We start from the raw sequence: 24,525 nt of genomic DNA, 5'->3' as shown, positions 1-24,525 counted from the left end.
GCACCGGACGGGAACTGGCAAAAAATGGGTAATTACGATGGTCCATTGAGCCATGGCGGTGCGCGATTAAAATTTCAATCAGCAGTCCGCTCGAATGCCCATCGCAATACCGTTCGCAACCTACCGGCGGCAATCCGGATCGAGGCTAATAGAAAGCAAGTTGTGATGGCTTTTCGCACAGGTGCCTGTGAACAGAGCGAGTGGGAAAATAGTCGTTCCTTTGACGGGCGAGGCTATCGCAAACTTGAACGCGGGGCTCGCGGAGCCGGCACCGCCCCTTTGAGCTTTTTGGACAAAGCAGTTGAGCTGAGACCCGGGGTCATCACGCCCGTTCTCGAGCATGATGGTCTGGAGGTCCTGGCATTCATGCTCCATGTGGAGCAGGACGTCATCCGGGAGCTAAGCGCTTGCCTCAACGAGGAAGAACATCGGCGCGCCGCGGGATTGAGATTGGAGCGCGATCGCCGCCGCTTCATTGTTAGCCGCGGGCAGCTGCGCCAGGTCCTCGCTTCCAGACTGGGAATTTCGCCTTCAGAGATCGAGCTGGAATATGGACGGCTGGGCAAACCCCACCTCTCCCGCCGCATGCCCGCCCGCGACGTGCGCTTCAGCGTCTCGCGATCTGGAGAAGTAGCGGTCATCGCCCTCTCGATCAGGCAAGAGGTCGGCGTGGACATCGAGGCAATCCTCCCTGTGCCCGAAGCGGACGAGATCGCAGCGCTCTGCCTTTCCACCTCCGAATACGAGTCCTACGCCGCCCTCGATCCGGAAGACCGGCTGGAAGGCTTCCTCCAGCGTTGGACCCGGCTGGAGGCTGTCTCCAAGGCGCTGGGGTGTGGCTTGGGACAGCCGATTTCCTGGGATGAAAGGGATTGGGCTGTCCGAAGCTTCGTACCGCAACCTGGATATGTTGGGAGCGTGGTCGTCCGGAAATGAACTGTCATCCGGAGTCGAAGTCACCGCGATGGCGCACGGAACAGGAAATGTCAGCTTCATCGATGAAAAGCCCGATGTCAGCGCACGTGATGCAGTTCCCGGAGCTGCTCGCAGACCTCGCGGTCAAGGACATCAAGGTCTGGGTGGATGGCGACCGGCTGCGCTGCAACGCCCCGGCCGGCGCGCTGACGGCGGAGCTTCGCGATCAGTTGCAGGGGCGGAAGGGCGAGATCATCGCGTTTCTGAACATGGCCACGGCCGCGGCCAAGCAACCGTCTGCAATCGTTCCGTTGCAGTCTCGCGGCACACGCATACCCATTTACGCAGTCCCCGGTCATGTCGGGGCACCGTCCTCATTCCTGGACCTCTCGAAGCACCTGGGCGTCGATCAACCGTTCTACGCCCTCCAACCGCCTGGCTTCGATGGGCAGAGCGAGCCGATGGATCGCGTCGAAGATATCGCCGAGTACTTCGCCCGCCAGATCGTCGAATATCAGCCGACCGGTCCGTACATCATCGTCGGCTATTGCTCGGGCGCTCCAACAGCTTTTGAACTGGCGAAAATCCTGGGACAGCGCGAATCCGAGGTCTCATGCGTTGCGCTGTTTGGCCCGCTTCACCCCACCACCTATGGGGAATGGCCGCGCCGGCTGTATTTTATTGCCAGGGGCAAGGCGGAATCGTTCCTGCATGAGACAGCGAAGCTGCCGACATTCGGCGCCCGTCTCCGATATTTCGGCAGTCGCCTGCGCGAGCACGTCCGCGCCCTCGTACCCCTCGTTGGCAAGAGCAATGAGCCTGTCGCGACAGACCCGGTATTGGCGAGCAGGGCTCTGCTCAAATCCACGGCGATCGCGGCCTTTCAGCGGTACACTCCCACTCCGTATTCGGGTCGGGTTTGCATCATCCTTCCCAACAAAGCCTGGCTGCGATCGGGCGCCGCGCCACACCGATGGCTGCAAGTAGTGCCGCATGCCGAATTTTACTTCGGGCCCGATGACTGCAACGAAGCCTCGATGCTGATGGAACCTGACGCACCTGCCATCGCAGACCTCTATCGCCAGGCAACCCAGAAGCAGAACACGTGATTTTCGTTTTTAGTTTTCCCGACGGGAGCGTATTTCATGAACGAAGTCCTACCTATCGCGCCGGAGGGCGTAGCGCTTCCCCTGCTGAAGGATTCCGATCATCAGGCGCTGGTTGTCGATTACAACGCCACGGCGGCACGCTATCCGTCGGACAGGACGATCATCGATCTCTTCCGCGACCAGGCGACGCGTAATCCCGACGCTGAAGCGATCCGCTTTGGCGATGCAACGCTGACCTACCGGCAGCTCGACGAACGCTCCAACCAGATGGCCGCGTATTTGAGCTCGACCGGCGTGGGCCCGGGCCGGATTGCCGTTGTCTTCATGGAGCACTCCATTGAAGTCGTCGTTGCGATCCTGGGCGTGCTGAAGTCCGGCGCGGCCTATGTGCCGGTGGATGCGGCAACGCCGAAGGGGCGTATCACAACAATCCTGCAGGACATTTCCAACGGGACCGACGGGCGGGCGCCCGTGGCGATCACCCAGTCGCGCCTGCGTTCGGGCATTGCCGCGAACCTTGCCGAAATTCTCGTGCTCGACGCCGATCTCGAGTCGATCTCGAATCAGCCGGCCTCGGCCCGACCGTCCGCTGCGACGCCGGACGGCGCCGCCTATATCATCTTCACCTCCGGCTCGACCGGCACTCCCAAGGGCGTCGAGATCGAGCACCGAAGCCTGGTGAACTACATCTGGTGGGCCGCCCAGGTGTACAGTTCCGACGAAAGCCTCGCATGGCCCCTTTTCTCATCTCTCGCATTTGACCTGACCGTCACAACGCTCTTTACGCCACTCATCACCGGCGGCCGCATCGCGGTCTATCTTGGCGATCCCGGAGTGCAGAGCATGGTCGTGCTGAAGGTGATCGACGACAATGCGGTGGACATCATCAAGCTGACGCCGGCGCATCTCGCGATGATCCGCGACCGCAATCTTGAGACCACAAGACTGCGCAAGTTCATCGTGGGCGGTGAGGACTTCAAGGCCGCGCTGGCTCGCGATATCACCGACGCTATTCCCCATCCTATCGAGATCTACAACGAGTATGGACCAACCGAAGCCACGGTGGGCTGCATGATTCACCGTTTCGACACCGACCGCGATCAATCCGCATCGGTGCCGATCGGCATTCCGGCCGCGAATGCGGGAATCTACGTCCTCAGCAAGGAATATCAGCCCACCGGGCCCGGAATCATCGGTGAGATGTTCATTGCCGGCGACGGTCTCGCGAGAGGTTATTTCAATCGCCCCGATCTGACCGACGAGCGCTTCCGCACGGTCGCCGATCCCCGAGATGGGCGCTCGAAGCTGCGGCTCTATAAGACGGGCGATCTCGCCCGCTGGAACTCGGAAGGACGCCTGGAATTTCTCGGCCGCGCCGATCATCAGGTGAAGGTCGGCGGCACCCGTATCGAGCTCGGCGAGATCGAAGCACGGCTTCTCAAGCACCCGGACGTTCACGAATGCGCCGTCGTCACCTCGATGACGAAAGGAGCGACACAAAAAACGGCCCAAATCGGCCATGGCAAACCGTCGACGCCCGAAGACGGCATCGCACGACTTGTGGCCTACTATGTTGCGTCGAAACCCCTGACCGTGGCGGACCTGCGCGCGCACCTCGCCGAAGAACTGCTGGAGTCCATGATTCCGACGCACTACGTTCGCCTCGAGCGGATGCCGCTCACGCCCAACGGCAAGATCGACCGCTCATCGCTTCCCGAGCCGACGGCGGAAAACATCCAGCCGGCGCAGGTCTTCGCCGCCCCCTCGACAGAGACCGAGAAGGCGCTGGCCGCTCTATGGTGTCAACTCCTGAAGCTCGAGTCGATCGGACGCCACGACAACTTCTTCGAGCTGGGCGGGGAGTCGCTCCTGGTGGTGCGGGCGGTGTCGCGCATGCGAAAGATCTTCGGCGTCGACGTGCAGCTTCGCAACCTCTTTGAGCGGCCGACACTGGCCGAACTGGCGGAAGTCATCGACGGAATGCGCTGGGTGGCCGATTCCAATGCCCCTTCCCTCTCGGAGGGACCGAGAGAGGAGGTCGAACTCTAGCCGGAAGGTCTCCGCCTGGTCTTGGGCGGGACAGGAGCCTTTGAGTCAGGCTCGTAGCAGATCGGATGAAGATGATGGACAAAGCTTGGAACGCGTCACGAGAGCCGGAGCTGCCCTGGATGGCGGCGGAGTATGAGCTCTTGCGGGACCAGGTCCGCCGGTTCGTCAAGGAGGAAATCAAGCCCTGCGCGGATCACTGGGAAGAGAACGGGTTCATTCCCCGTTCGATCCTGCGCCGCATGGGCGAACTCGGCTTCTTCGGCATCCGCTACCCGGCTGAGTATGGTGGCGCCGAAATGGACTCTGTCGCATCAACGGTCTTCGCCGAGGAGCTCGGGCGCTCGACCTATGGCGGCGCCGCCGACGCGATGCTCGTCCATGCCGACATGGCTTCCTCGTACGTCTTTCACGACGGGACCAAAGCCCAGCGGGCCCGCTGGATGCCGGGCATTATCAGCGGCGAGGTGATCACCGCGATCGCCATCACGGAGCCGGATGCGGGCTCGGACGTGAAAGCCATCCGCACGCGCGCGGTCCGGGACGGCGACTCTTACGTGCTCGACGGCACCAAGCTCTATATCACAAACGGCGTCCACGCGGATCTCTACTGCGTCGCGGCCAAGACTGATCCCTCGGCCGGAAGCAACGGGATCACGATGTTCCTCGTCGAGAAGGGAACGCCAGGCTTCAGCGTCGCGCGCGAGCTGGACAAGCTCGGCTGGCGCTCCTCCGACACGGCGGAACTTGTCTTCGACGGCTGCCGCATCCCCGCCGACAACGTGCTCGGCGCGGAGGGACAAGGCTTCTACTCCATCATGCGCAACTTGCAGAACGAACGCCTTGTCCTCGCCGCCATGGCGATAGGGATGGCCGAGGCAGCGATCGACATGACCCTCACCTACGTGAAAACCCGCCGGGCATTCGGGGGCGTCCTTTGGGACATGCAGGCGATCCGTCAGCGGCTCGCGATGCTGTCTGCGAAAGTCGAGTCAAGCCGCGGGTTTCTCTATGCCACCGCTTGGCGCATGGCGGCCGATGACGATTGCCTGCGCGAGATCTCGATGCTGAAGGCCATCTGTGGCGAGCTCGTCAACGAGGTCGCGTATGATTGCGTGCAGTTTCACGGCGCCATGGGCGTCATGCGCGAGAGCGCGATCGAGCGCGTCGCACGTGACGCCCGCGTCCTCTCGATCGCTGGCGGCGCGACCGAAGTGATGCTTGAGGTGGTCGCCTCGATGTCATGATCCTGACGCGACGTTGAGGACGTCGCTCTGGCGTTGCTTGCAGAAAGGCCAAGTGCCGGCGCTTCGCGCGGCGGGCCGGGGCCTGGATGTCCTCCGCATCCGGGCCGTTCGCGGCGACCGACGCGGCCGCCGCGCCGGATTCACCCATAAAGCCCGATGGGCGTCATTGCCGCCGAACACCGGCCAACGGAATCCGGCATTCGTTTGATAGGGGATTTCGTTCGTTCAAAATCGGACTGCCGAGGTTTCCAACCGATGCAACATGATCGATGGCCTGAACGTGGATCCCCTTCACGGCCCTTCCGGATGGGTCATTCATGCTCGCAAATTGCTGAGACCAAAGAAACGCGGTCGGCGTGGAGCATGCGATCGAAGGACCGACGGGCACAGTCAGGCAGGCTGTCGGGTTGTTGAAAATGCCATCAAAGATGGTCCTGTAGAAATATCCCTCTTTGGACGTCGGCGTTTGCCGCGGAAAGCGCTTGCTCGCCTCTGCGAGCATCTGATCCGAGACTTTATTCTCGGCTTGATGCTTCAAGCTTTCAATCCAGCTGTACCCTACCCCGTCGGAAAACTGCTCCTTTTGACGCCACAAGATCGCTTGCGGCAACAGATCGGTAAATGCTTCCCGCAATATGCCCTTCTCGATTTTCTCGCCAGGGCACATCTTCTCGGCGGGGTTTATCGACATTGCGTAGTCCAGGAATTCCTTGTCCAGGAAGGGCACACGGGCTTCGACTCCCCAAGCCGCCATTGCCTTGTTCGCGCGACAGCAATCATACTTGCTGAGCGCAAAGATCTTTCGGACAGTCTCGTCGTGGAATTCTTCTGCTGACGGCGCCATGTGGAAGTAGAGATAGCCGCCGAATACCTCGTCAGCGCCTTCTCCGGACAACACCATTTTGATGCCCATTGATTTGATTTTGCGCGCCATGAGATACATCGGCGTGCCGGCACGAATGGTGGTGACGTCAAAGGTCTCCAGGTGCCGGATCACGTCCGGCAATGCGTCCAATCCTTCCTGCACGGAAAAAACAATCTCGTGATGGACCGTGCCGATGTGAGCCGCCACGTCTCGCGCATGCTTCATGTCAGGTGAGTTTTCGAGGCCGACCGAGAACGAGTGCAGCCTCGGCCACCATGCCTCTTCGGTTTCTCCCGACTCGATCCGCTTGAAGCGGTGGCGCGCCGCGAGCGCCGCGATAAGCGACGAGTCGAGCCCGCCGGAAATAAGCACCCCGTAAGGCACATCGCACATCATCTGCTGCTTGACCGCAGCTTCGAGCGAAGATCGGAGCTCCTGCAGCGACACCTTCCTGCTTGGAAGAGTATGTGCCCACTGTGGATCATACCACTTGACGAACTTTCCGGCCTTGGCGCTGTAATGATGTCCCGGAGGAAACTCCCGGATCGTCTCGCATACGCCATCGAGGGCTTTCATTTCGCTCGCGACGTAAGTCGTGCCGTCGCTGCCCCATCCGATGTAAAGCGGAACAATGCCGATGTGGTCTCGGGCGACGAAGAAATCGCCACTGCGCTCATCGAAGAGGGCAAATGCAAAAATGCCACTCAGCATATTGCACACGGCAGGACCGTACTCGTCGTAGAGATACAGGATGATTTCGCAGTCGGACTTCGTTTTCCATGCGTGCGGCAGCTTCAGCGCCTCGCGCAAACCGACATGATTGTAGATCTCTCCGTTCACGGCCAAAGCGCGACCCGCGGTCACGTCGAGAAGGGGTTGAGCGCCGTGCTCCACGTCGACGATGGAAAGGCGCTCGTGCGCGAGCACTGCGCCGTCGCTGGAATAAATGCCGCTCCAGTCCGGCCCGCGGTGCCTGACCGTTTTGGCCATCTCGAGCGCCCGGCCGCGCGCCGTCTCGAGCGATTCTTTAAATCCAAAGATGCCAACGAAGCCGCACAAGGAGGTTGCCCCTTCTGTAAGTTCAGATCGCAGCGAAGCGGAACAGCGGATCGAGAACGGCAAAAGTCACAAAATATTCTAAAAATATACGGACAAGCGGCATCAAACTCCGTGGCTGCTCGTGTCTTCTCGACGTGCCAATCCCGATCACTCTGCCGCTTCCGGCTTTGTCACCTGCTGTCACGCCGCGAGTCTGCCGCGGTCACGTCGGTCCGGCCTATCACGACCGGAACGTTTGAACTGCTCAGCTTTCGGGGGGCCGCGTCGGGACCATCCTGGTATCGCAGCGAGACCTCGATGGTATCACCCGGCTGCAACTCGGCATCCTCGTTCACGACAATCCGTTCCGGCCCTTTCTCGCTCTTTCTGATAATAGCAATATCCGGCTTACTGCCGGCTCCCCGTGCGAGCTGCGATCGAACCATCGAAGTGTATTGAAGCTTCTCACCGACGCTCTGCAGTTTCTCGCGAATCTGATTGAGCTTTAAGCTGGTCTCTTGCAGCTCACGGAACAGATCAAGCTTCCGCTGATCGTCGAGCTTTGCCAACCGTCTGGCGTACTCGTCTTGCAACTTCTTGACCTGGAGCAATTGCGCAGAGGTTTGCAGCCTCCGGGTCGCCGACAGCAGAACCGCGCGACGCGCATCCGTCACGCGAGGGCTGATCAACGATCCCTTGCCGAACAGGTCGGTCGCTTTCTGAAGGTCCTCGACGTCGGACTGAAGTCCTTCTTCATCTTTCTTTTGCTGCTCCGACAGCACGCGGACCTCGTCGTCTCCCTGCCGAACGCTGCGCTGCAAGTACGCCTTTTCCTGCTGATAGTCACTCTGCTTCGTCTTCAGATATTCGGCTTCCGCATTGACGATTTCCGAAACCGCCGACCGGGCTATCGGCAGGTCGGCAAGAGAAGCGCTTGGATTGATCTGCGTCCCTTCCCCGAGCTCGCTCTTGATGCGCCACATACGCGCCTGTTCCTTGGCGAGTTCTGTCCAAAGCGAACCATACTCGCTTCTCAGGTCGGCCGACTCGAGATACGGGTTGTTCATCCTGATATGCATGATGTCGTAGCCACCCGCCATGGCGATGAGCTGGCGCGCGGTGCTCGCGGGACGATAAGGATACTCCCCTGGCTTCGACACGTCCCCGTTGACGTAAACAGGCCTGTACTCCGCCACGATCGCCGTGACCTGATCTGCATCTATCACGACCACGACCTCGCGGCCGTCCACGGTCCTCTGTCGAAAGACCTTGCTCGTCATTGCGGCCCCGACCTTGGCCCGAATCTCTTGCAACGGCAGGCCGGCGACCGGGACCATCCCGACCAGCGGCAAAGAGATATTGCCATCGACTTGGACGGGCGCGCGCTGCCGCAGCTCCGGCACGCCGGCTACCGCGACCTCCAGAACATCTCCGACACTCACTCGATATTCGGCTTTCGCCTGCGCGGAAATCGTCAGGCCAACAGCCACCAGGCCCCACCTTACGCAATGGCCTGGTTGACCGCGACGGTTGTCAAGACGGAGGAAATTACGCAGCTTGGCGTGCGGCATGGCGTGCTCGATGGCTCGGTCTCACGGATTGATCGACAATCTAATCCCGCAGCGCCTCGGCTCAACTGACCATCGTAGTTACTCCCGGCTACCCATTTATTGCCAATCCGCCTCCTGACCCGAATGCTATGTTTTTGTCAGGGGGACGGACTGCGTGACGGACTGCTTGGGAGTAACCGGTGAGTTATGCGTTTTTCACCAATTCGCCGGCCCCTACCGAGCGTTCGGCGCATTCGGTCACTGGCCGCAAGGCGATTGCGGCTGACCTTGGCAAGAACAGATTGGCCGCCTTGCTGGTGCTGGCGGCAGGCGCCGAGTTCCTCCTCGTAGCCGTTGGGGCTTTTGCCGCTGCCGTCCTCTATTATCGGCTGGTCCTTGCGCTCGACTATCCGGACACTCCCAAATACATCCTGGAATCTCTTCTGATTGCCACGTTGCAACTGCTCGTATCCGTTGGGCTCCGGCAGTATTCGCGGATCCAGACGCAGCCCCGCCACATCTTCCTATGGAGCGGCGTCAGCGCCGTCTTCTTCGTATTCTCCTTCTTCATCTCAACGATATTTCTTCTCAAGATCTCGGACGGCTACTCGCGCGCGACCGTGATGGCCCAGGCGGCAAGCGTTATCGTCATGGTGCTCTTCGCGCGGGCAATATGCTTCTCGTTGCTGCAGCCTGCCATCGCATCCGGACTGATCGACGCCAGGCGCGTCATCCTCATAGGTGAACCGAGCCACTGCCTGGATTTTTCCGCACGAGTAAGCGCCACCGGAATCCGGACCATTCGCTCGTTCGAGTTGCCGACCTTTCGCAAGGGCTCTTCGGCATCGGAGCACTTCGGGGCGGTCGAAGTGCTATCCCATGTCCGCGAACTGATCGCAGAGTGCCGGCCCCTGCGAGCGGATGACATTGTCATTCTGACTTCGGAGTCGGATGTTCGGGCGGCCCTCGCGCTCGCCGGCGCCCTGTCAGAGCTCCCGGTCGACGTTCACGTCGTCCCGGTCGGTGCAATCGACCTCATGGCCGTGTCGCGCATCACGCAATTCGGCAACATGGTGACGATGCGCATCTTCCAGTCTCCCCTGACGCCGTTCCACCGGGCGATCAAACGAGCCTTCGACATCGCGGCCGCAATTGCCGGACTTGTCATCATCAGTCCCCTCTTCGTCATCATTCCAATCGCAATCAAGCTCGATTCCCCCGGGCCGGTGCTATTTCGTCAGACGCGGCACGGCTACAACAACGAGACTATTCGCGTGTTGAAATTCAGATCGATGACCGTGACGGAGGACGGCGACAATTTCAAGCAGGTGACCAGACACGATCCACGCGTGACCCGGTTGGGACGCTTCATGCGCCACACCAATATCGATGAGCTTCCACAGCTCTTCAACGTGCTGGTCGGCGATATGTCACTCGTCGGGCCTCGTCCGCACGCGACCTCGCAGAACGAGAGCTTCGCCCGGATGATTTCGTCATTTTCCCGCCGCCACAACGTCAAGCCCGGCATTACCGGCTGGGCACAGGTCAACGGCTATCGTGGCGAAACCGACACCCTGGAGAAAATGCAACGTCGTGTCGAGCATGACCTGTATTACATCGACAATTGGTCATTCCTTCTCGATCTCAAGATCATCGTCATGACCCTCTTCTCCAGAAAGGTCTATTGGAATGCCTTCTAGCGCGATGACGATTGCTGCATGCAGTCCGTACAGCAAGATCGCAAGGGCATTGCAGTCGATCCCGTTCCCGTTTGATCGGCGGAGGCTTCGGTAGGCCACCAGTAACTGCAGGTTCGAGACAATGCTGCAAACTCACAGAACTGACAATTCGGCACCTCAGGACACGATGCCGCCTGAATTTGGTTCGCCGGCCGAATTCGTGGCGGAGGGTCTCGCCTTCTTGCGCCGCCGCCTCTCGATCATACTGCTGACGTGTTCCTTGATGTTTGGCGCCGGCTTGCTCTATCTCGTTGTCGCAGTTCCGACGTTTACGGCAACCGCGCAACTCATCGTCGACGCCAAGACGACTTCTTCCAACGACACGGCCTCGGCAACGACAGCCGTCGAAAGTCAGGTCGCAATCTTGAAGTCGGAGAGCGTCGCTCGCGCAGCGATCGCGAAGCTCGGTTTGGCGGGAGACCGGGAATTCTCCGGCGGCGCCCTGCACCACCTCAGTCGGTCGACATCCCGGTTGCTCGGCTGGAGCAGGCAGGACACGGACGTCGTCACGCGTGATGCGATGGAAGCATTCGCGCGCAAGCTCTCGGTGAAGCGCGCCGGTCTCACCTACATAGTCGATCTCGCCTTCAGCTCCGCCGACCCCGATCGGGCCGCGCAGGTCCTGGACACCGTCGTAGAGACCTACATCACGACGCAAATGGACGCGAAATACAAATGGGGTCTGCAAAACGAGAAATGGGTCAAGGAACGTGTCAACGAATTGAGCAACCAGGCGTCGACTGCCAAAAAGGCCGTAGCGGATTACAACAGGCCCAGGAATGGCATCGCGGCTCCTGCGAACACCACCGGGGCAGGTCCACCCTCGTCGCAGTCGACCGGAACGGCGCAAGACGAACTCCGCGAACTGGAAGCCACGGCGGACGCCGCCACCAGAACGTATGACAATTTCCTGCGGATGTTGCGCTACATGGACGCCATGCAGCAGCAATCCGCGCCGGTGTTCGAGGCTCGTCTGCTCACCGGAGTGTCTCATCCCTACACGGCCAGTTCGCCAAACGCCCGTTTGATACTTGGATCAGCGATCCTCGGCGGCATGCTACTGGGGATTGGAATAGGATTGCTGCGCGAGAGGTCGGACCGGGAACGCGCGCCCGCGCGCAGGTCTGCAGCCACCGCATCCGGAGGAACTGCAGTCGTCCAGGGACTCAAGGCGAACGGCGTGAAGACCCATTTCGATGGTTCGTTCAAGGTCGAGAAACAACACACCTACAAGGAGGCCAATCCTGACTTATAGTCGCATGAATTGGCTTATCGCGATACCGCAAGCTCGATTGAAACGCCCCGGACATCACCCGTCGAACAATGCTCGTCGGCGAACCGCCTTCATCGCGACGAAGGCAGCATGTTTCTCGTTACGGCCACCGGAGTGGGTAATCCAGAAGGGCCGGACGCTCTCCGCAGCCGTGGGGTTATATTCGACCCTGCGACAATGTGCCGATTTGACAATGTGTAACATTTGAACGCTCAGCCTCCGCGCAGTCCGCTCCTCCGCCCACGAGGTGCGCCGAACCGGGAATTCCGGGCAAGAGCTCGATCACAATTACTGGGCGCCGCGTGGCGTCCACCAACGTTGGCTTGAGCAATGACGAGCTTTACTCGACCGTCCGGACCGGCGACCATGTTCAGCAATGTCTTCCGGCAGTCATGGCTGGCCTTGGCATACCGATGCTCGGGCGCCGTCGTCTCCCTCCTCTTCGGCGTAAGTTTTGCGCGGATGATGAACATAGAGGAATACGGTGCGCTCATGTCGTTGATGACGTTCGCGCTCGTCGCCTCCACGGTCGGCCTCATCGGTCAGCAATTTCGCGTGTTGCGGGAAATACCAAGCATCGCCGCCCGGAAAAACTACCCGGAGATCGGCTCGATTGTCGCGAAGCGGGTTCGCGTGGCATGTCTGGGCAGCGTTGCCGTGGCCGTACTCGCCCTCCTTCCGTTCGTCGCCGCTCACGGCCGCGACGGAATATTCGGAGGCTGGCAATATGCCATGAGCGTGCTCCTGATATTGCCGTTGTCCTTAATCGAAATGCAGAGCTCGCTGGGGCGCGCGCTCGGCTCCGTCAATCTCGCACTCGTGTCGAAGGATGTGCTGTGGAGATTTCTCATCATATTGTTGGGCGCCGTTCTCTTCGCGACGTCTGGCCATCCGCTGCCGGCTGAAGACGTTCTGCTGATTGCGACTGGAATCCTGATCGTGTTGATCGCCGCCCAGAACATCTACCTGCGGCATCTCGCGGAGGGGCGTAAGGTATTCACCATGGCGGTGGGGCGATCGAATGACCGGCTTCGCGACATCCTTTCCACGTCGGGACCGTTCTGGGTAACCAGCGTCACGAGTATCATGGGCGGCACAGTCGACCTCGTCGTCATCTCGGTCATGGTCGGCCCGGAAGCCGGAGGATATTACTACGCTGCCAGCCGGATCGCGCTCCTTCTTGATTTCTTCCTGGCGACCTTTTGTATTCCCGCGGCGCCCCTCATCGCACGTCTGTTCGATGAGAATCGTCATGCGGAAATCACGCGCGTCACGTCGGGAGCGTCATTGGCTGCGTTTGTCGCTGTGCTCGGCTGCGTTGCGACGTTGGCGCTTGGCGGCGACCTCGCGTTGATGGCGTTCGGAGCGACTTTCACCCGCGCCTACGGCGTCCTGATGGTCCTGGCAACCGGCATGCTGGTGTCGACATATTTCGGGATCGGCCCCATCGCCCTGAATATGACAGGCCATCAGCGCGCCGCGATGCACATCGTGGTGATCACTTGGGTATCGGGAATCCTGGCCATGGTCGGTGCGACTTGGGCCTTCGGGACGATAGGAGCAGCGGTTGCTGGCTCCTGCGCGGGCATCGCGACCAGGGTGTGGACTGCGGCCTACATTTATTCGGCGGAAGGGATCGATATCACCGCCACCACGGCGCTCCGCGCGTTGGCTAGGCGCGCAACGAGCCGAGGAGTATCCGAACCGCGTAGCGAGGCAATACGGCCAGAAGCCAGCGGCACCATTCTTGACCTGCAGCCTGCTCGCGGCAGTCGGGACACACGTACATGAATTGGGGAGATAGTTGAATGCGTTCGCTGTCATCCGAGGACGCGACTGCTGCAATTGGATTTACGCGCGGGAGGCGGTACCTGATGGGCCGGTCTACATTCGATTACGAGGTGTCAGGAAGCCGGCTTTCCATGGGGCTGGTGAGGCTTCTGCACACCGTTGTTGCGCGGAGTACCGGGCGCGGTATGGGACTTGCCATGCGGGCGGTCAAGCCGCTTCTGCATTCCCAGCTGTCTTGCGTCCATTTCGCCGACGGTAGCCGCTTGTACTTCGAGCTGAACGACGTCTATTGGAATGCGTTCTTCATCGGCCAGCCCGGCATGACCTACGAGCCGGACATAGCGACGCTTCTGCTGCGGCTGAAGGATACCGACTATACGTTCTTCGATTGCGGTGCAAACATCGGATACTGGTCCGTTCTCGTCACGTCGGAAATGCTGGGTCGCAAGCGCGCGATTGCCGTCGAGGCTTCACGGGAGACGCTTGCAATTCTCGAGCAGAACCGTGACGCGAATGATCAACGCTTCGAGATCTGCCGAAGGGCATTGTTCGAGTACGACGGGCGCAGCCTGTTCTTCTCCGACGACGGACCTCATTCGGCCCGGCACATCGTAACGTCGCAGAGCAGCCGTCCGTCACACACCGAACCCGTCATGTCGATAACGATCGATGCGTTGGCAAGGGACCAGCAGCTGACCGACAGCGATCGGCTCGTCATCAAGCTCGACGTCGAGGGCCAGGAGGTTGCGGCCCTGAAGGGCGCTCGGCAGGCTCTGAAGCGCGACACGCTGATCATCTACGAAGATCATGGCCAGGATCGCAGCCACGCGACCACGAGGTATGTGTTCGAGGCACTTGGACTTCCGGTGTTTGCTCTTGCTGCAGACGGGTCAATCACGAAGGTCAGTGACCTCGGCACACTGGATCGCCTGAAGGTGAACCCCAAAATCGGCTACAATTTCGCGACCTGCCCACCCGGATCCGGCTTCCACCGCTGGATATCAGGAATCGCCAGTCAGGCCTGATCGTGTCGGGCGCCGATCCTGGGCACGAGATCGCCGGCGGCTCAACCTAGTTCGCGCGCCCGAGCCGGAATTCGCGTGCCCTCAACTCTTCGACGCGATCGGAATGCACGATATCAGTCGCCGCGACCGAACAGCATCTGGACCGCCGACTGGACGCCATTCATTCGCCCCTCGAACGGAATTCTCCCGTCGGAAGGACCTCCGACCGCGATGCGGGGGAGCCCAAAAGGATTCAGCTTCCGATCAGATATCTGTCCATGCCGGGTTGTGACTGCGGTCGAAAAACCGACCTCCACCGCGAGATGTTGTTCTCGATCACCGCATGCCCTGGAGTTGCCGTAGGGAAAAGCGACGTGCCGAACCGGGCGCTGAAGCAGTCTCTCCAGATAGGTGCGATTACCCGCCATTTCGGCGCGCGCTGAAGCTGCATTCAGGTACGCGAGCGCTGGATGCGATTCCGTATGCCCGCCAATCGTAGCCAGGGGGTGTCGTGCCAGGAGCTGAAGCTCCCGCTCGTTGATGAAATAGGCGTCGTTCAAGGCCTCCAGCGACAGATCGGCCTTGCTGAACGTAGGGGCGAGCATCTCGACTCGTTGGTAATCTTCATGGACCCAGTTGCTCACCTTCTCCAGGGCCGATGCTTTCTCGTCAAAATCGCGACAGCTGAATCGCATGTTCATTGCGTCGATCGCAAGACTGTCTCTCGAGCGAAACAGGTCGCGCAAGCCCAGCCACCACGGTTGCAGCGTTCGCTTCACCGCACCCGTTGGAACATATACGGTGAAGGGCGCGTTATTTCGCTCAAGGATCGGCAATGCCGTCGTGACGTTGTCCTTGTAGCCGTCGTCGAAGGTAAGCACCGCATAGCGGCGGGGTTCAGGATCCACCGCCAGCCGCTCGAGACATGCATCGAGACTGACAATCTCCCATCCCTGCTGGCGCAGCCACTTCAGGGTGTATTCAAAGAAATCAGGCGATGCACCGGTCTTCAGCTCCGAGCGCCAATCCGGCTGAATCTCGTGGAACATCAGGATAGTGGCCCTGCCGGCAAATGCCATGCGCAAAGCAGGCGCAAGTCCCGCCCAACTTGCCGCATGGAATATCGTTCGGCTGAGTAGTCGCTTCACGCGAAATCACCACCGGACAGGTTGATTGCGCGCAAGCCGACCAAGCGTCGTCGGTGCTCATGTGATTGCGTGCGCGATCTGCCCATGCTCATCTCAAATAGCCCTCGTGAACACAGCAGTGTTTCCGATGGGAAACACCCCTCCATTTATCGACAAACCGCGCCGCTCTGGCAACCACGGCGCTGGTACTCACTACTGGGTACCCCAGATTTCATCGCCTCCACTCTGAATGCGCCGCCTGCATCGAACTGCTTTCACGGTAGCTTTTCGTCAGACACAGAGTGCACCGGCCACTGGTGATGCCGGCCTTCGTGATGCGCGTGTCGAGGGCCTCAATGAAAGTACTGCTCGCCAATAAGTTTCTGTTCAACAACGGTGGCGCGGAGGCAGTGCTGCTTCAGGAAAGAATGTTCCTGACGAGCAGCGGGGCGGACGTCATTGACTTCGCGATGCAGCACGAGCGGAACATCGAATCCCGCTATGCAAATCACTTCGTGTCTCGCCAGGAATACCGGACCGGCGGCCATCTCGCCAAGATCAAGAGCGCGCTGTCATTGATTCACTCACGCGAAGCCGTGAGCAAACTCGCATCCCTGATCGAGGAGACTCGGCCAGACCTGATGCATTGCCACAACATCTATCATCAGCTGACCCCGTCGATTGTCGGCGTCGCCAAGTCGCGCGGGATTCCGGTCGTGCTCACACTGCACGATTCGAAGCCCGTGTGTCCGGTGCACACCCGCATGCGAGAGGACCAATTGTGTTCATCGTGTCTCTCAGGCGATTTCCATCATGTGCTGATGCACCGTTGCGCTGACGGCTCGATCGCACAGAGCGCCACGCTTTACATGGAAGCGGTCATTCAGCGCTGGTTTGGCAGCTACGAGAAGGTGGATCGCTTCCTGGCGCCGAGCCAGTTCATGCGGGAGTCGGTGTTGCCTCGGTTCGCCGCGGACCGGGTACAGGTGCTCTACAACGGCGTGGATGTCAGCGGCATTTCGGCGAGCGATCGGGACAAGGGATACGTGCTTTATTGCGGCCGGCTCGCGCCGGGAAAAGGTGCGGAGACGCTGTTGCGCGCCCACGAAGCAGCGGACTGCCGGTGGCCTCTCGTCATCGCAGGCTCCGGCCCGCTGGCGGATAGTTTGAAGACGCAATTCACCCGGAATGTGCGTTTCGCGGGCCAGCTATCCGGCAAGACTTTAAACGAGACGATCGCCGAGGCTTCCGTGGTGGTTGTGCCTTCGGAGTGGTGCGAGAACTGTCCGATGTCGGTGCTGGAGGCGATGGCCTATGGCAAGGCGGTCATAGCGACCCGCGTCGGCGGCATTCCGGAGCTCGTGGACGATCAAGTGACGGGGCTTTTGTTTGAGCCCGGCAATACGGACGAGCTTCGTCAGCACGTCGACTGCCTGATGAACGACGCCTCACGCCGTGCAGGCATGGGAGCAGCAGGAAGAAGTCGCGTCGAAGCGGACTTCTCCCTCGAGAAGCATAACACCGAGCTGATGGCCGTCTACCGATCACTGGTGAGCGAGCGGCATTCATCGCATTGAGGATTGCAAATGGACCTCACCGTAATCTCCACGTTTCGTTGCAACTCGAGATGCCAGATGTGTTACATCTGGAAAAATCCGACCGATCCAAAGGAAGAGGTCACGCTCGAGACCCTGGCGAAACTTCCTGCGGGGTTCGATAATCTCAATATCTCCGGCGGAGAGCCGACCCTGCGGAAGGATCTGGCCGAGATGGTGGACCTGCTTCACCCAAAGGCCCGGATCATAGAGATCAGCTCGAACGGCCTGCATCCCGAGCGTCTCCTGCCCATCGTCAAGAAGCACCCGAAGATCAAGGTTCGTTTCAGCCTCGAGGGTGACGCGACCACCAGCGACTGCATCCGCGGCGAGAAGGACGGCTACGCCACGAAGGTCGCCGGACTTCGCATGCTGCAGGAGGCAGGTGGGCAAGACCTTGGATTCGCCTTCGTCATCCAGGATGAGAATGTGGCGCAGCTCGTTCGAACCTATGAACTGGCGCGTTCGATGGGGTTCGAACTTGCGACATCGACGCTGCACAACGCGTGGCAATTCTACAAGAACGACAATTATTTCTATGAACGCGTCGCGGTGGCCCGGCAAGTCGAAGGGCTTATCACTGCGATGCTCAAGAGCAACAAGCCGAAGAACTGGTTTCGCGCCTACCTGAATCTGGGCTTGATCGAAAAGATCCTCGGCCACCCACGGTTGATCCGCTGCAGCGCGGGGACGGATTTCGCATTCATCGACCCATGGTCCGATGTGTGGGCCTGCAACGTGCGGTCGGACCTGCCGCTGGGTAATTTGGCGCGCCAGTCCTGGAGCGAGATCATGGCCAGTGACACGGCCAGGAACTCCGTCGCCAAGGTTCACGCTTGCCAACAGAACTGCTGGATGGTGACGACCGCGCGCACGGCAATGCGCTCAACGCTGATTCCGCAGGCACCGAAGATGGGGCCGCTCATCTGGGTGCTGAAGAACAAGCTAAAGGTCGAGCTCGGCCGACCGATCTGTTTCGATCAATACGTTGATTATTCCAACGTCGCGCCTACTCCGCGCGTCCAGCGAACGTCATTCCTCAACGAAAAGCAAAAGGCACGGTTGGTGCGCGGGAGAGACACGGCCGACGCCCGATATCCACTCAAGGAATTTATCAATAACTAATTCGACAGGAGGGTGCAGTGAGTGCGGATCATCTGGTACTGCGGGTGATCATGCTTGGCTTGCGTGGATTTCCCAATGTGCAGGGAGGAGTGGAAGTTCACGCGGAGCACCTGTGCCCCCATCTCAAGGAACTGGGCTGCGATGTCGAGGTAATCGTTCGCTCCTCCTATATGCCGCCTGATCGCGGCGACGAGTGGCACGGCGTACGCTACCAGCGGGTATGGTGTCCGAAGACCTCGGGTCTTGAGACAATCGTCCATTCGTTCCTCGGGGTGCTTGTCGCTGCATGGCAGCGGCCGGACGTGCTGCACATCCAGGCCATCGGACCGGCCCTGATGGCGCCACTCGCGCGCTTGCTGGGACTGCATGTTGTGGTGACGCACCACGGCCCGGATTACGAACGGGAGAAGTGGGGCCGATTGGCCAGGATGGCCCTGCGCGCCGGCGAGGCCTGGGGCATGCGATTTTCCGACGGCCGCATCGTCATCTCCCAGACCATCCGAAAGCTGGTGCGGGAAAAGTACGGCCTGAATTCGGACCTCATTCCAAACGGCGTCACCTTGCCCGACGTGCCGAAAAGCACTTCGGTGCTGGACAAGCTTGGGCTTACGCCGGGACGATATGTGTTGATGGTGGGCCGGCTGGTGCCGGAGAAGCGGCACACCGACCTGATTCAGGCCTTTGCCGATGCCAGGCTCACCGGATGGAAGCTCGTGTTCGTCGGCGCCTCCGAGCATCCAGACGCCTACACCGAGATGCTTGCGGCACGCGCTGGGGCGACTGCTGGGGTCATCATGGCGGGCTTCCAGTGCGGGCTCGCACTGCGGGAGCTATACGCCCACGCAGGCATTTTCGTTCTGCCATCCTCGCACGAAGGCTTGCCGATCGCGCTGCTGGAAGCTCTGAGCTTCGGTTTGCCCGTGGTGGCCAGTGACATTCCTGCTCACCTGGAGATCGGATTGAATGACGCGCACTATTTTCATGTGGGAGATGTATCAGCGCTCGCGGATCGCCTGGCATCGTTTGCACACAGTCCGTGGCCGTTGGAGTTGCGGGAGAAGACGCGCAACTGGTTGGCCGAACGGGAAGACTGGCGCTCGATCGCAGAGCGCACTCTCGGATGCTATCGCAGGGCGATTGAACCTCGTCGAGGCGGTCCTCATGCGCGGTCCCGGACGGCGCCGCCCAGCACCGCCTAGCGAGCTGCGCACGCGGCGCATCGGCCAACGCGCGATTCCCGTCCCGCAATTGAGGTATCGCCTCAAACCGATCGAACCAAAGCGACGTTCAAGATGAATATGCTTTTGCTGTATTTCCTCATCTATACGTTCTTTCGATCGATCTCCAACGGCCTCGACCGTCTGTCCGGGACGAGCTTTTCCATGATCCTGTCGCTCACCGTCATCGGGATCGGTGTTGTGGCCGCCTGGCACGCGCGACATGTCAGGATACATAAAAGACTGTTCGTGCTCTTGATAGCCATGTCCGTCTTTGTTGCCGCTTGCATCCTGTCTTTTGTCACCAATGGCTTCGGAGCCGGCAAGATCGTCAACCAGTATGCCGCCTTGTACGAGATGTTCAGGTACGTGCACCTGATCATGTTCGTCACACTACTTGCTGCCCTTTATCGTCATCCGGATTTTTGCCCGCGCCTCCATCGTGTTTATATGTGGCTGTTGTTCATCATTTCCGCGGTGGGGCTCGGTCAATACCTGACCGGTCATGCAGAGCTCGTCACGCAATACGACAAGTTTGAACGGGTGGCGGGTCTTTCTTCGCACCCCGTACCCTACAGCCTGGAGATCGTGCTGACCTTTTTCGTTTGCGAGCTGTCGCGACGGAAAATGCGCCTTCCCATTCAGCACTTTCACCTCGCGGTGTACTTGCTGTTTGTTGTTGCCCTTGTCCTTTCTGCTTCAAGGACCGGCGTCGCGCTGCTCGGGGTGGCCCTCAGCGTATACCTCTTCATCCAGAGGCCTCGCCTCCTTCCCGCGTTCGCGGCAGCATTCGCGATCCTCCTATGGCTGTCTCCATTTGGAGAGTTGTTTTCGGACCTGAAGACCGTTCCGGACTACATCATGAACGGCGAATATGTGGTGTGGGACTGGCAAACCGCGGTGACCTCGGTCCATTGGCGCATTCACCACTGGTACTATCTGTCCACGCTTGGGTTGGAACGAGCATGGATCGGATATGGCCCCGGTCAAACCCCGATCTACAGTCCGTTCCTTCTGCAGGCACACAATCAGTTCGTGGAGATATTCTTCGATACGGGCATGGTAGGCCTGATCTCCTTTGCCGCGTTTTGGTTCAGCCTTCCGCTGGCTGCAATGTCCGACCGGCGACGGATCATCAACACATTCGGAAAGAAATCAGCGGAAGCCGGAATTCTGCATTTCTGGGTTGCCATCTTTGTCGGCGTGACGCTGGTTGCATTACTCGATCAAAGCTTCAACCGGGAAACAGTGGCGTTCTCGCATTTGATCGTCACCGTTTTCATAATCCTGTCTCAGCCGGAAGCGGTCACCGCGCGAAACCCCGGATGGTCCTTCCGCCAGCTTTTGATGACCGCCGGTTCGCCGGCCAGCGCAGCATTTGGAGAACGTAACCTTGCAGTCGCGGAAGAACGGCGTTCCACCTAGATCTCGACCTGGATTGAGCCGGCGTCACGCACTTCGGGCCGCCGCCTGCGCGGTTGGGTACGGCGTGACGCGATCGCCGGTCTTCGGACAGCCAACCGCCGCGCCGTCCCTTGATCGCCAGTCGGACGTCGCGTTCACGTCGTCGCACGACCGCCTGCGCGGCATAAACATCCAGCAGCCTTTCGCGCATTGGCAGAAAGGTGAGCCCTGGAACATCCGCAGGGGCTGGGACAGCTGGATGCCGAAACAGCGGCTCGAAAGAATCGCTGCCAGCGGAGTCGACTTCCTGCGCATCTGTGTCGATCCAGCGCCGCTACTCGCTGTCGAGTCCAAGGCCGATTTGACCTCAGGCATCGAAACTGTCCTTCGATCTGTCGACGCCGTCCTTCAGGCTGGCATGAAGGTGTTATTCGACGTTCACGTCAGTACGGAGCACGAGGACTGGAACATTCAGACGTTGACCGATGGACTCGCAGGCCCGCATTTCCTGCGTCTTGTCGAAGTCGAGACGAGCATCGCGGCGGCATTGCAGACGAGATATGAGCCCAAGTCGGTCGCGTTGGAGCTGTTCAATGAACCGCCGCCGCCGTCGGATTTCAGCTCCAAGACGGCTTGGGCGGAACAGCTCAAACATCTTTACGACGCAGTACGATCAGCCGCTCCGAAACACACGCTGCTACTTTCAGGAATGAATTACGCGAGCATCGATGGTCTGCTCTCGATCGACGTAAAGGCCTTCGACGCGAATACGATATTCGTTTTTCACTACTACGAGCCGTTCATATTCACTCTTCAGGGCGTCAATCTATCCTATAGCAAATATTTGCATCGCCTTCAGTTTCCCCCGCAACCCGGCGACCGCGCTCGGGCGATCGAGCGAGCGATAGGTCTGTTGAAATCGGATGAGCAAACCTCCGTGTTGCGAAAGGAGTACCTTGTCCAGCAGCTGATGAGCGGCGCCGATCAATATTTCAATGTCCCTCAGGATATCGAGTTCATCCGTCGCAGAGTGGGCGAGGTCGCCGCTTGGTCCGACCAGAACAAGGTCGATCGCAAGCGCATCATGTGCGGTGAGTTCGGATGTTTTGGCGACTTCGCCGGTCGCACCGGTGCCGCGTTATCGGATCGGGCGATGTGGTTGCAGTCGGTGCGTCAAGCCGTCGAGGACAACGGATTTGGCTGGTGCGTTCACGACCTTGATGAGTCGTTTCGCATCACCAGCGACAACGGCGCATTTATCCCAGAGCTCTTGGCAGCGCTCGGTCTGCGCAAGCCATGAGACCGTAGGCTGAGCCAGGCGAAGCCGACGCGACGTTGCAGAAATCAAATATGGCGTGAAACCGACCACCGCGGCAAATGTCAGCGGAAAATCGCCCATGTGGAGTAAATGCCGGTCAGGTATACGTGTGTATAAATCACACTTTGAAAGTTTTTTTGCCATTTTTGATTATTAACCAACCGGCTCAGCAGTCGGGGGGGCCAACTTCCAAAAAACCCACTGCTTGAAATCTCCTCGCGGTTCGAGGCTGCAAGTCATTGGAATCTGTTCGCGACTGAAGTCGCGAGCATGCAATCTGTCGCACATCCCTGATGCGCGGCAGCGGAATTCCTCGTCCTTAAATCTGGTCTGCAATGGAGAACTAAAGTGGCGCTGACCGATGTCACCTATCAAAATACGCCTGGCAACAGCGAAGGGTTTCCGCTTGGCGTTCCCACAAGCTATTCCTGGTACGGCGGGAGCACCGGCCATACAGGTAGCACCCCGCCCTCCAATTTCACCGCCGTCACAGGGTGGGGACAGGTCTATCCCCAATCCGGGGCAAGCAACGATTCTAATCCGGCCAACGTCCAGATCGCGAACTTCCAGACGTGGGTGCATCTGAAAACTGGCGGCTGGTCTCTCGTGCAAGATCAGGCGACGGACCCGATCGCCGGATCTCAGTTTCTCGCTGACTTTTCCGGAAACACGAACTCTGCCTGGAGCGTGACAAGGCAGGCGGACGGCAGCGCGATGGGCGCTGCGCCCCTCAGCGGATACAACGACCATTTCTGGCCGGGCTCGCGCGGCACCTATTCTGCCGGAACGGTCGATGGCGTCTATGTCCAGGCCGATATGAGGACCACTGATCCGAACGAGCATCTCGTTGCCGATCTGGGAGCTGATTGGTGGTCGAACTCGACGGCCGCATACGTCGATGGCTTCTCTAACAATCCCGGTGCCGGGATGAGCGATTGGGTCGCACTGACGACGAACTACAAGACCCTTTACTTCACCTCGATGACTTCTGCGCAGTTGCAGGGCGATCTGCCGCCTCCGCTGCAGGGCACCTCTTCGCCGACGACGCCCACGACGCCGACAACGCCGACGACGCCGACCGATCCCACGATACCGGCGCAGCCGACGACGCCGACCGACCCCACGACGCCGACAACCCCCACGACTCCAAGCGTGACCGCACCGGTGCTCGACGTCGCGGACAAGTCGCTCTGGGTGGCCGGCAGAGGCGGTCAGGTCGACCTGGGGACGACCATTACGACGACCGACCCCAACGATAACCTCACCCTCAGTATCATGGGATTGCCGCGATACGAGACGATCACGACCGGCGACGGCACGACGCTCAGGGGCAACAACATCACCCTGACGTCCGCGCAGGTCGACAGCGGACTGACGCTGACATCGTACTACAGGGGCAATGCTCATCCGGTCGCGAACCTCACGCTGACCGCGAGCGCTATGGATCCGACCACCGGCGCAGTGATGTCGTCGGACCCGCAGACGATCCGCGTGACGGATCCCCGGCCGTCCAGCTGGACTGGCGGAAACGCAGGGAGCTGGGCAAACCACGGCTTTGCGCAGTTGCAGCAGCAGATGGGCGACACGAGCACCCTGGCGAACACAGCATCGCAGACGACCGGTTGGGCCGATCAAGGCGCGCGAGCGTCCCAGGCAAGCCAGGGCTTTGCGCTGCTGAACCAGTATCTGGCCGGCAGCTCCGGTCGGGTCGACGCTGGTCAGATCGCGGCGGCCATGTCGAATGCGAACAGCTGGACGCACAACTCGTTCCTGAGCAAACCTCAGGGTTGATCCGGCTACTGCACCCGGGGGCTCTGCGCCCGGGTGCAGTACCATCAACGTGTTGGGAGTCGGAAACGGGCGGTCGATCGCGGACGGTAACGGCGAAGGGACTGCCACGCGCGGGTCTTGGGGTCTCGGTTGGCTTCATCGCTCGCATCTGTTTCCAAGCGATCAAAATGCGTGCTGGCGCAACAGCTTCGGGTATGCGGCAAATTTGCGCGCAACATAACGGTGCAAAAATCAAGATTTGAAACTTTTTTCGCCATTTTTGCGCATTAACGAACCGGTTCAGCAGTCGGGGGGCAGGTCTAAAATCCCACTGCTTTGAAATCCCCTCGCGGTTCGAGGCCCTAGTGCTTTGATGTTGCTTGCGCCTTTAG

General features: G+C 59.8%; 17 protein-coding genes. 14 read left to right on the top strand and 3 right to left on the bottom strand.

Annotated elements, in window-relative coordinates:
* Positions 1-24: 24 nt before the first annotated feature.
* The 4 genes from Q2M23_RS10390 (at position 25) to Q2M23_RS10375 (ending at position 5,317) form a co-directional block, all read left to right on the top strand.
* Positions 25-936, top strand: coding sequence for a 4'-phosphopantetheinyl transferase family protein (locus tag Q2M23_RS10390; RefSeq protein ID WP_316395483.1), 912 nt, complete (start codon positions 25-27; stop codon positions 934-936).
* Positions 937-983: 47 nt separating this feature from the next.
* Positions 984-2,024 carry an alpha/beta fold hydrolase gene (locus Q2M23_RS10385; protein WP_316395482.1) on the top strand — a complete coding sequence of 347 codons (1,041 nt, stop codon included), beginning with the start codon at positions 984-986 and terminating at the stop codon, positions 2,022-2,024.
* Between the two features lie 36 nt (positions 2,025-2,060).
* Positions 2,061-4,073 (top strand): non-ribosomal peptide synthetase, encoded by a 2,013-nt coding sequence (locus Q2M23_RS10380; RefSeq protein WP_316395481.1) that lies wholly within the window; start codon positions 2,061-2,063, stop codon positions 4,071-4,073.
* Between the two features lie 65 nt (positions 4,074-4,138).
* Positions 4,139-5,317, top strand: coding sequence for an acyl-CoA dehydrogenase family protein (locus Q2M23_RS10375; protein WP_316395480.1), 1,179 nt, complete (start codon positions 4,139-4,141; stop codon positions 5,315-5,317).
* Between the two features lie 163 nt (positions 5,318-5,480).
* Here Q2M23_RS10375 and asnB read toward each other — a convergent pair whose 3' ends face one another.
* A complete protein-coding gene (gene asnB / locus Q2M23_RS10370) occupies positions 5,481-7,241 on the bottom strand; it encodes an asparagine synthase B (protein ID WP_316395479.1) in 1,761 nt (586 codons plus the stop codon).
* A 170-nt stretch (positions 7,242-7,411) separates the two neighbouring features.
* Positions 7,412-8,791 carry a polysaccharide biosynthesis/export family protein gene (locus Q2M23_RS10365; protein WP_057021167.1) on the bottom strand — a complete coding sequence of 460 codons (1,380 nt, stop codon included), beginning with the start codon at positions 8,789-8,791 and terminating at the stop codon, positions 7,412-7,414.
* Positions 8,792-8,970: 179 nt separating this feature from the next.
* Between Q2M23_RS10365 and Q2M23_RS10360 the strand changes: the two genes are divergently transcribed.
* The 4 genes from Q2M23_RS10360 to Q2M23_RS10345 all read left to right on the top strand — a co-directional run bounded on the left by Q2M23_RS10360 (position 8,971) and on the right by Q2M23_RS10345 (position 14,598).
* On the top strand, positions 8,971-10,470 hold the full coding sequence (locus Q2M23_RS10360; RefSeq protein WP_316395478.1) for an undecaprenyl-phosphate glucose phosphotransferase: 1,500 nt from the start codon (positions 8,971-8,973) through the stop codon (positions 10,468-10,470).
* Between the two features lie 166 nt (positions 10,471-10,636).
* Complete coding sequence (locus tag Q2M23_RS10355) at positions 10,637-11,764, top strand: Wzz/FepE/Etk N-terminal domain-containing protein (protein ID WP_316395477.1); 1,128 nt, start codon at positions 10,637-10,639, stop codon at positions 11,762-11,764.
* 384 nt (positions 11,765-12,148) lie between these two features.
* The gene (locus Q2M23_RS10350) at positions 12,149-13,573 is read left to right on the top strand and encodes an oligosaccharide flippase family protein (protein WP_316395475.1); all 1,425 of its coding nucleotides are present in this window, start codon (positions 12,149-12,151) and stop codon (positions 13,571-13,573) included.
* 17 nt (positions 13,574-13,590) lie between these two features.
* On the top strand, positions 13,591-14,598 hold the full coding sequence (locus Q2M23_RS10345) for an FkbM family methyltransferase (RefSeq protein WP_229189970.1): 1,008 nt from the start codon (positions 13,591-13,593) through the stop codon (positions 14,596-14,598).
* Between the two features lie 113 nt (positions 14,599-14,711).
* Here the strand turns inward: Q2M23_RS10345 and Q2M23_RS10340 are convergent, their stop codons facing one another.
* Positions 14,712-15,725, bottom strand: a complete 1,014-nt coding sequence (locus tag Q2M23_RS10340; RefSeq protein WP_229157725.1) for a polysaccharide deacetylase family protein — start codon at positions 15,723-15,725, stop codon at positions 14,712-14,714.
* A gap of 335 nt (positions 15,726-16,060) precedes the next feature.
* Here Q2M23_RS10340 and Q2M23_RS10335 point away from each other — a divergent pair, with 335 nt between their 5' ends.
* The 6 genes from Q2M23_RS10335 (at position 16,061) to Q2M23_RS10310 (ending at position 24,154) form a co-directional block, all read left to right on the top strand.
* A complete protein-coding gene (locus Q2M23_RS10335) occupies positions 16,061-17,281 on the top strand; it encodes a glycosyltransferase family 4 protein (RefSeq protein WP_316395474.1) in 1,221 nt (406 codons plus the stop codon).
* A 9-nt stretch (positions 17,282-17,290) separates the two neighbouring features.
* Positions 17,291-18,424 (top strand): radical SAM protein, encoded by a 1,134-nt coding sequence (locus tag Q2M23_RS10330; RefSeq protein WP_316395473.1) that lies wholly within the window; start codon positions 17,291-17,293, stop codon positions 18,422-18,424.
* Positions 18,425-18,441: 17 nt separating this feature from the next.
* Complete coding sequence (locus Q2M23_RS10325) at positions 18,442-19,623, top strand: glycosyltransferase family 4 protein (protein WP_253588582.1); 1,182 nt, start codon at positions 18,442-18,444, stop codon at positions 19,621-19,623.
* Between the two features lie 93 nt (positions 19,624-19,716).
* Positions 19,717-21,066: an O-antigen ligase family protein gene (locus tag Q2M23_RS10320; RefSeq protein WP_229189966.1), complete on the top strand. Its 1,350-nt coding sequence runs from the start codon at positions 19,717-19,719 to the stop codon at positions 21,064-21,066.
* 64 nt (positions 21,067-21,130) lie between these two features.
* Positions 21,131-22,345: a glycoside hydrolase family 5 protein gene (locus tag Q2M23_RS10315; RefSeq protein ID WP_316395472.1), complete on the top strand. Its 1,215-nt coding sequence runs from the start codon at positions 21,131-21,133 to the stop codon at positions 22,343-22,345.
* A 366-nt stretch (positions 22,346-22,711) separates the two neighbouring features.
* Positions 22,712-24,154, top strand: a complete 1,443-nt coding sequence (locus Q2M23_RS10310; protein WP_316395471.1) for a hypothetical protein — start codon at positions 22,712-22,714, stop codon at positions 24,152-24,154.
* Positions 24,155-24,525: the final 371 nt, after the last annotated feature.

Origin of the sequence: Bradyrhizobium sp. 33ap4, from assembly GCF_032654765.1 — a bacterium.
In the GTDB taxonomy this organism is placed as follows: Bacteria; Pseudomonadota; Alphaproteobacteria; order Rhizobiales; family Xanthobacteraceae; genus Bradyrhizobium; species Bradyrhizobium australafricanum.
This window is presented reverse-complemented; position numbering and strand designations above follow the sequence as displayed.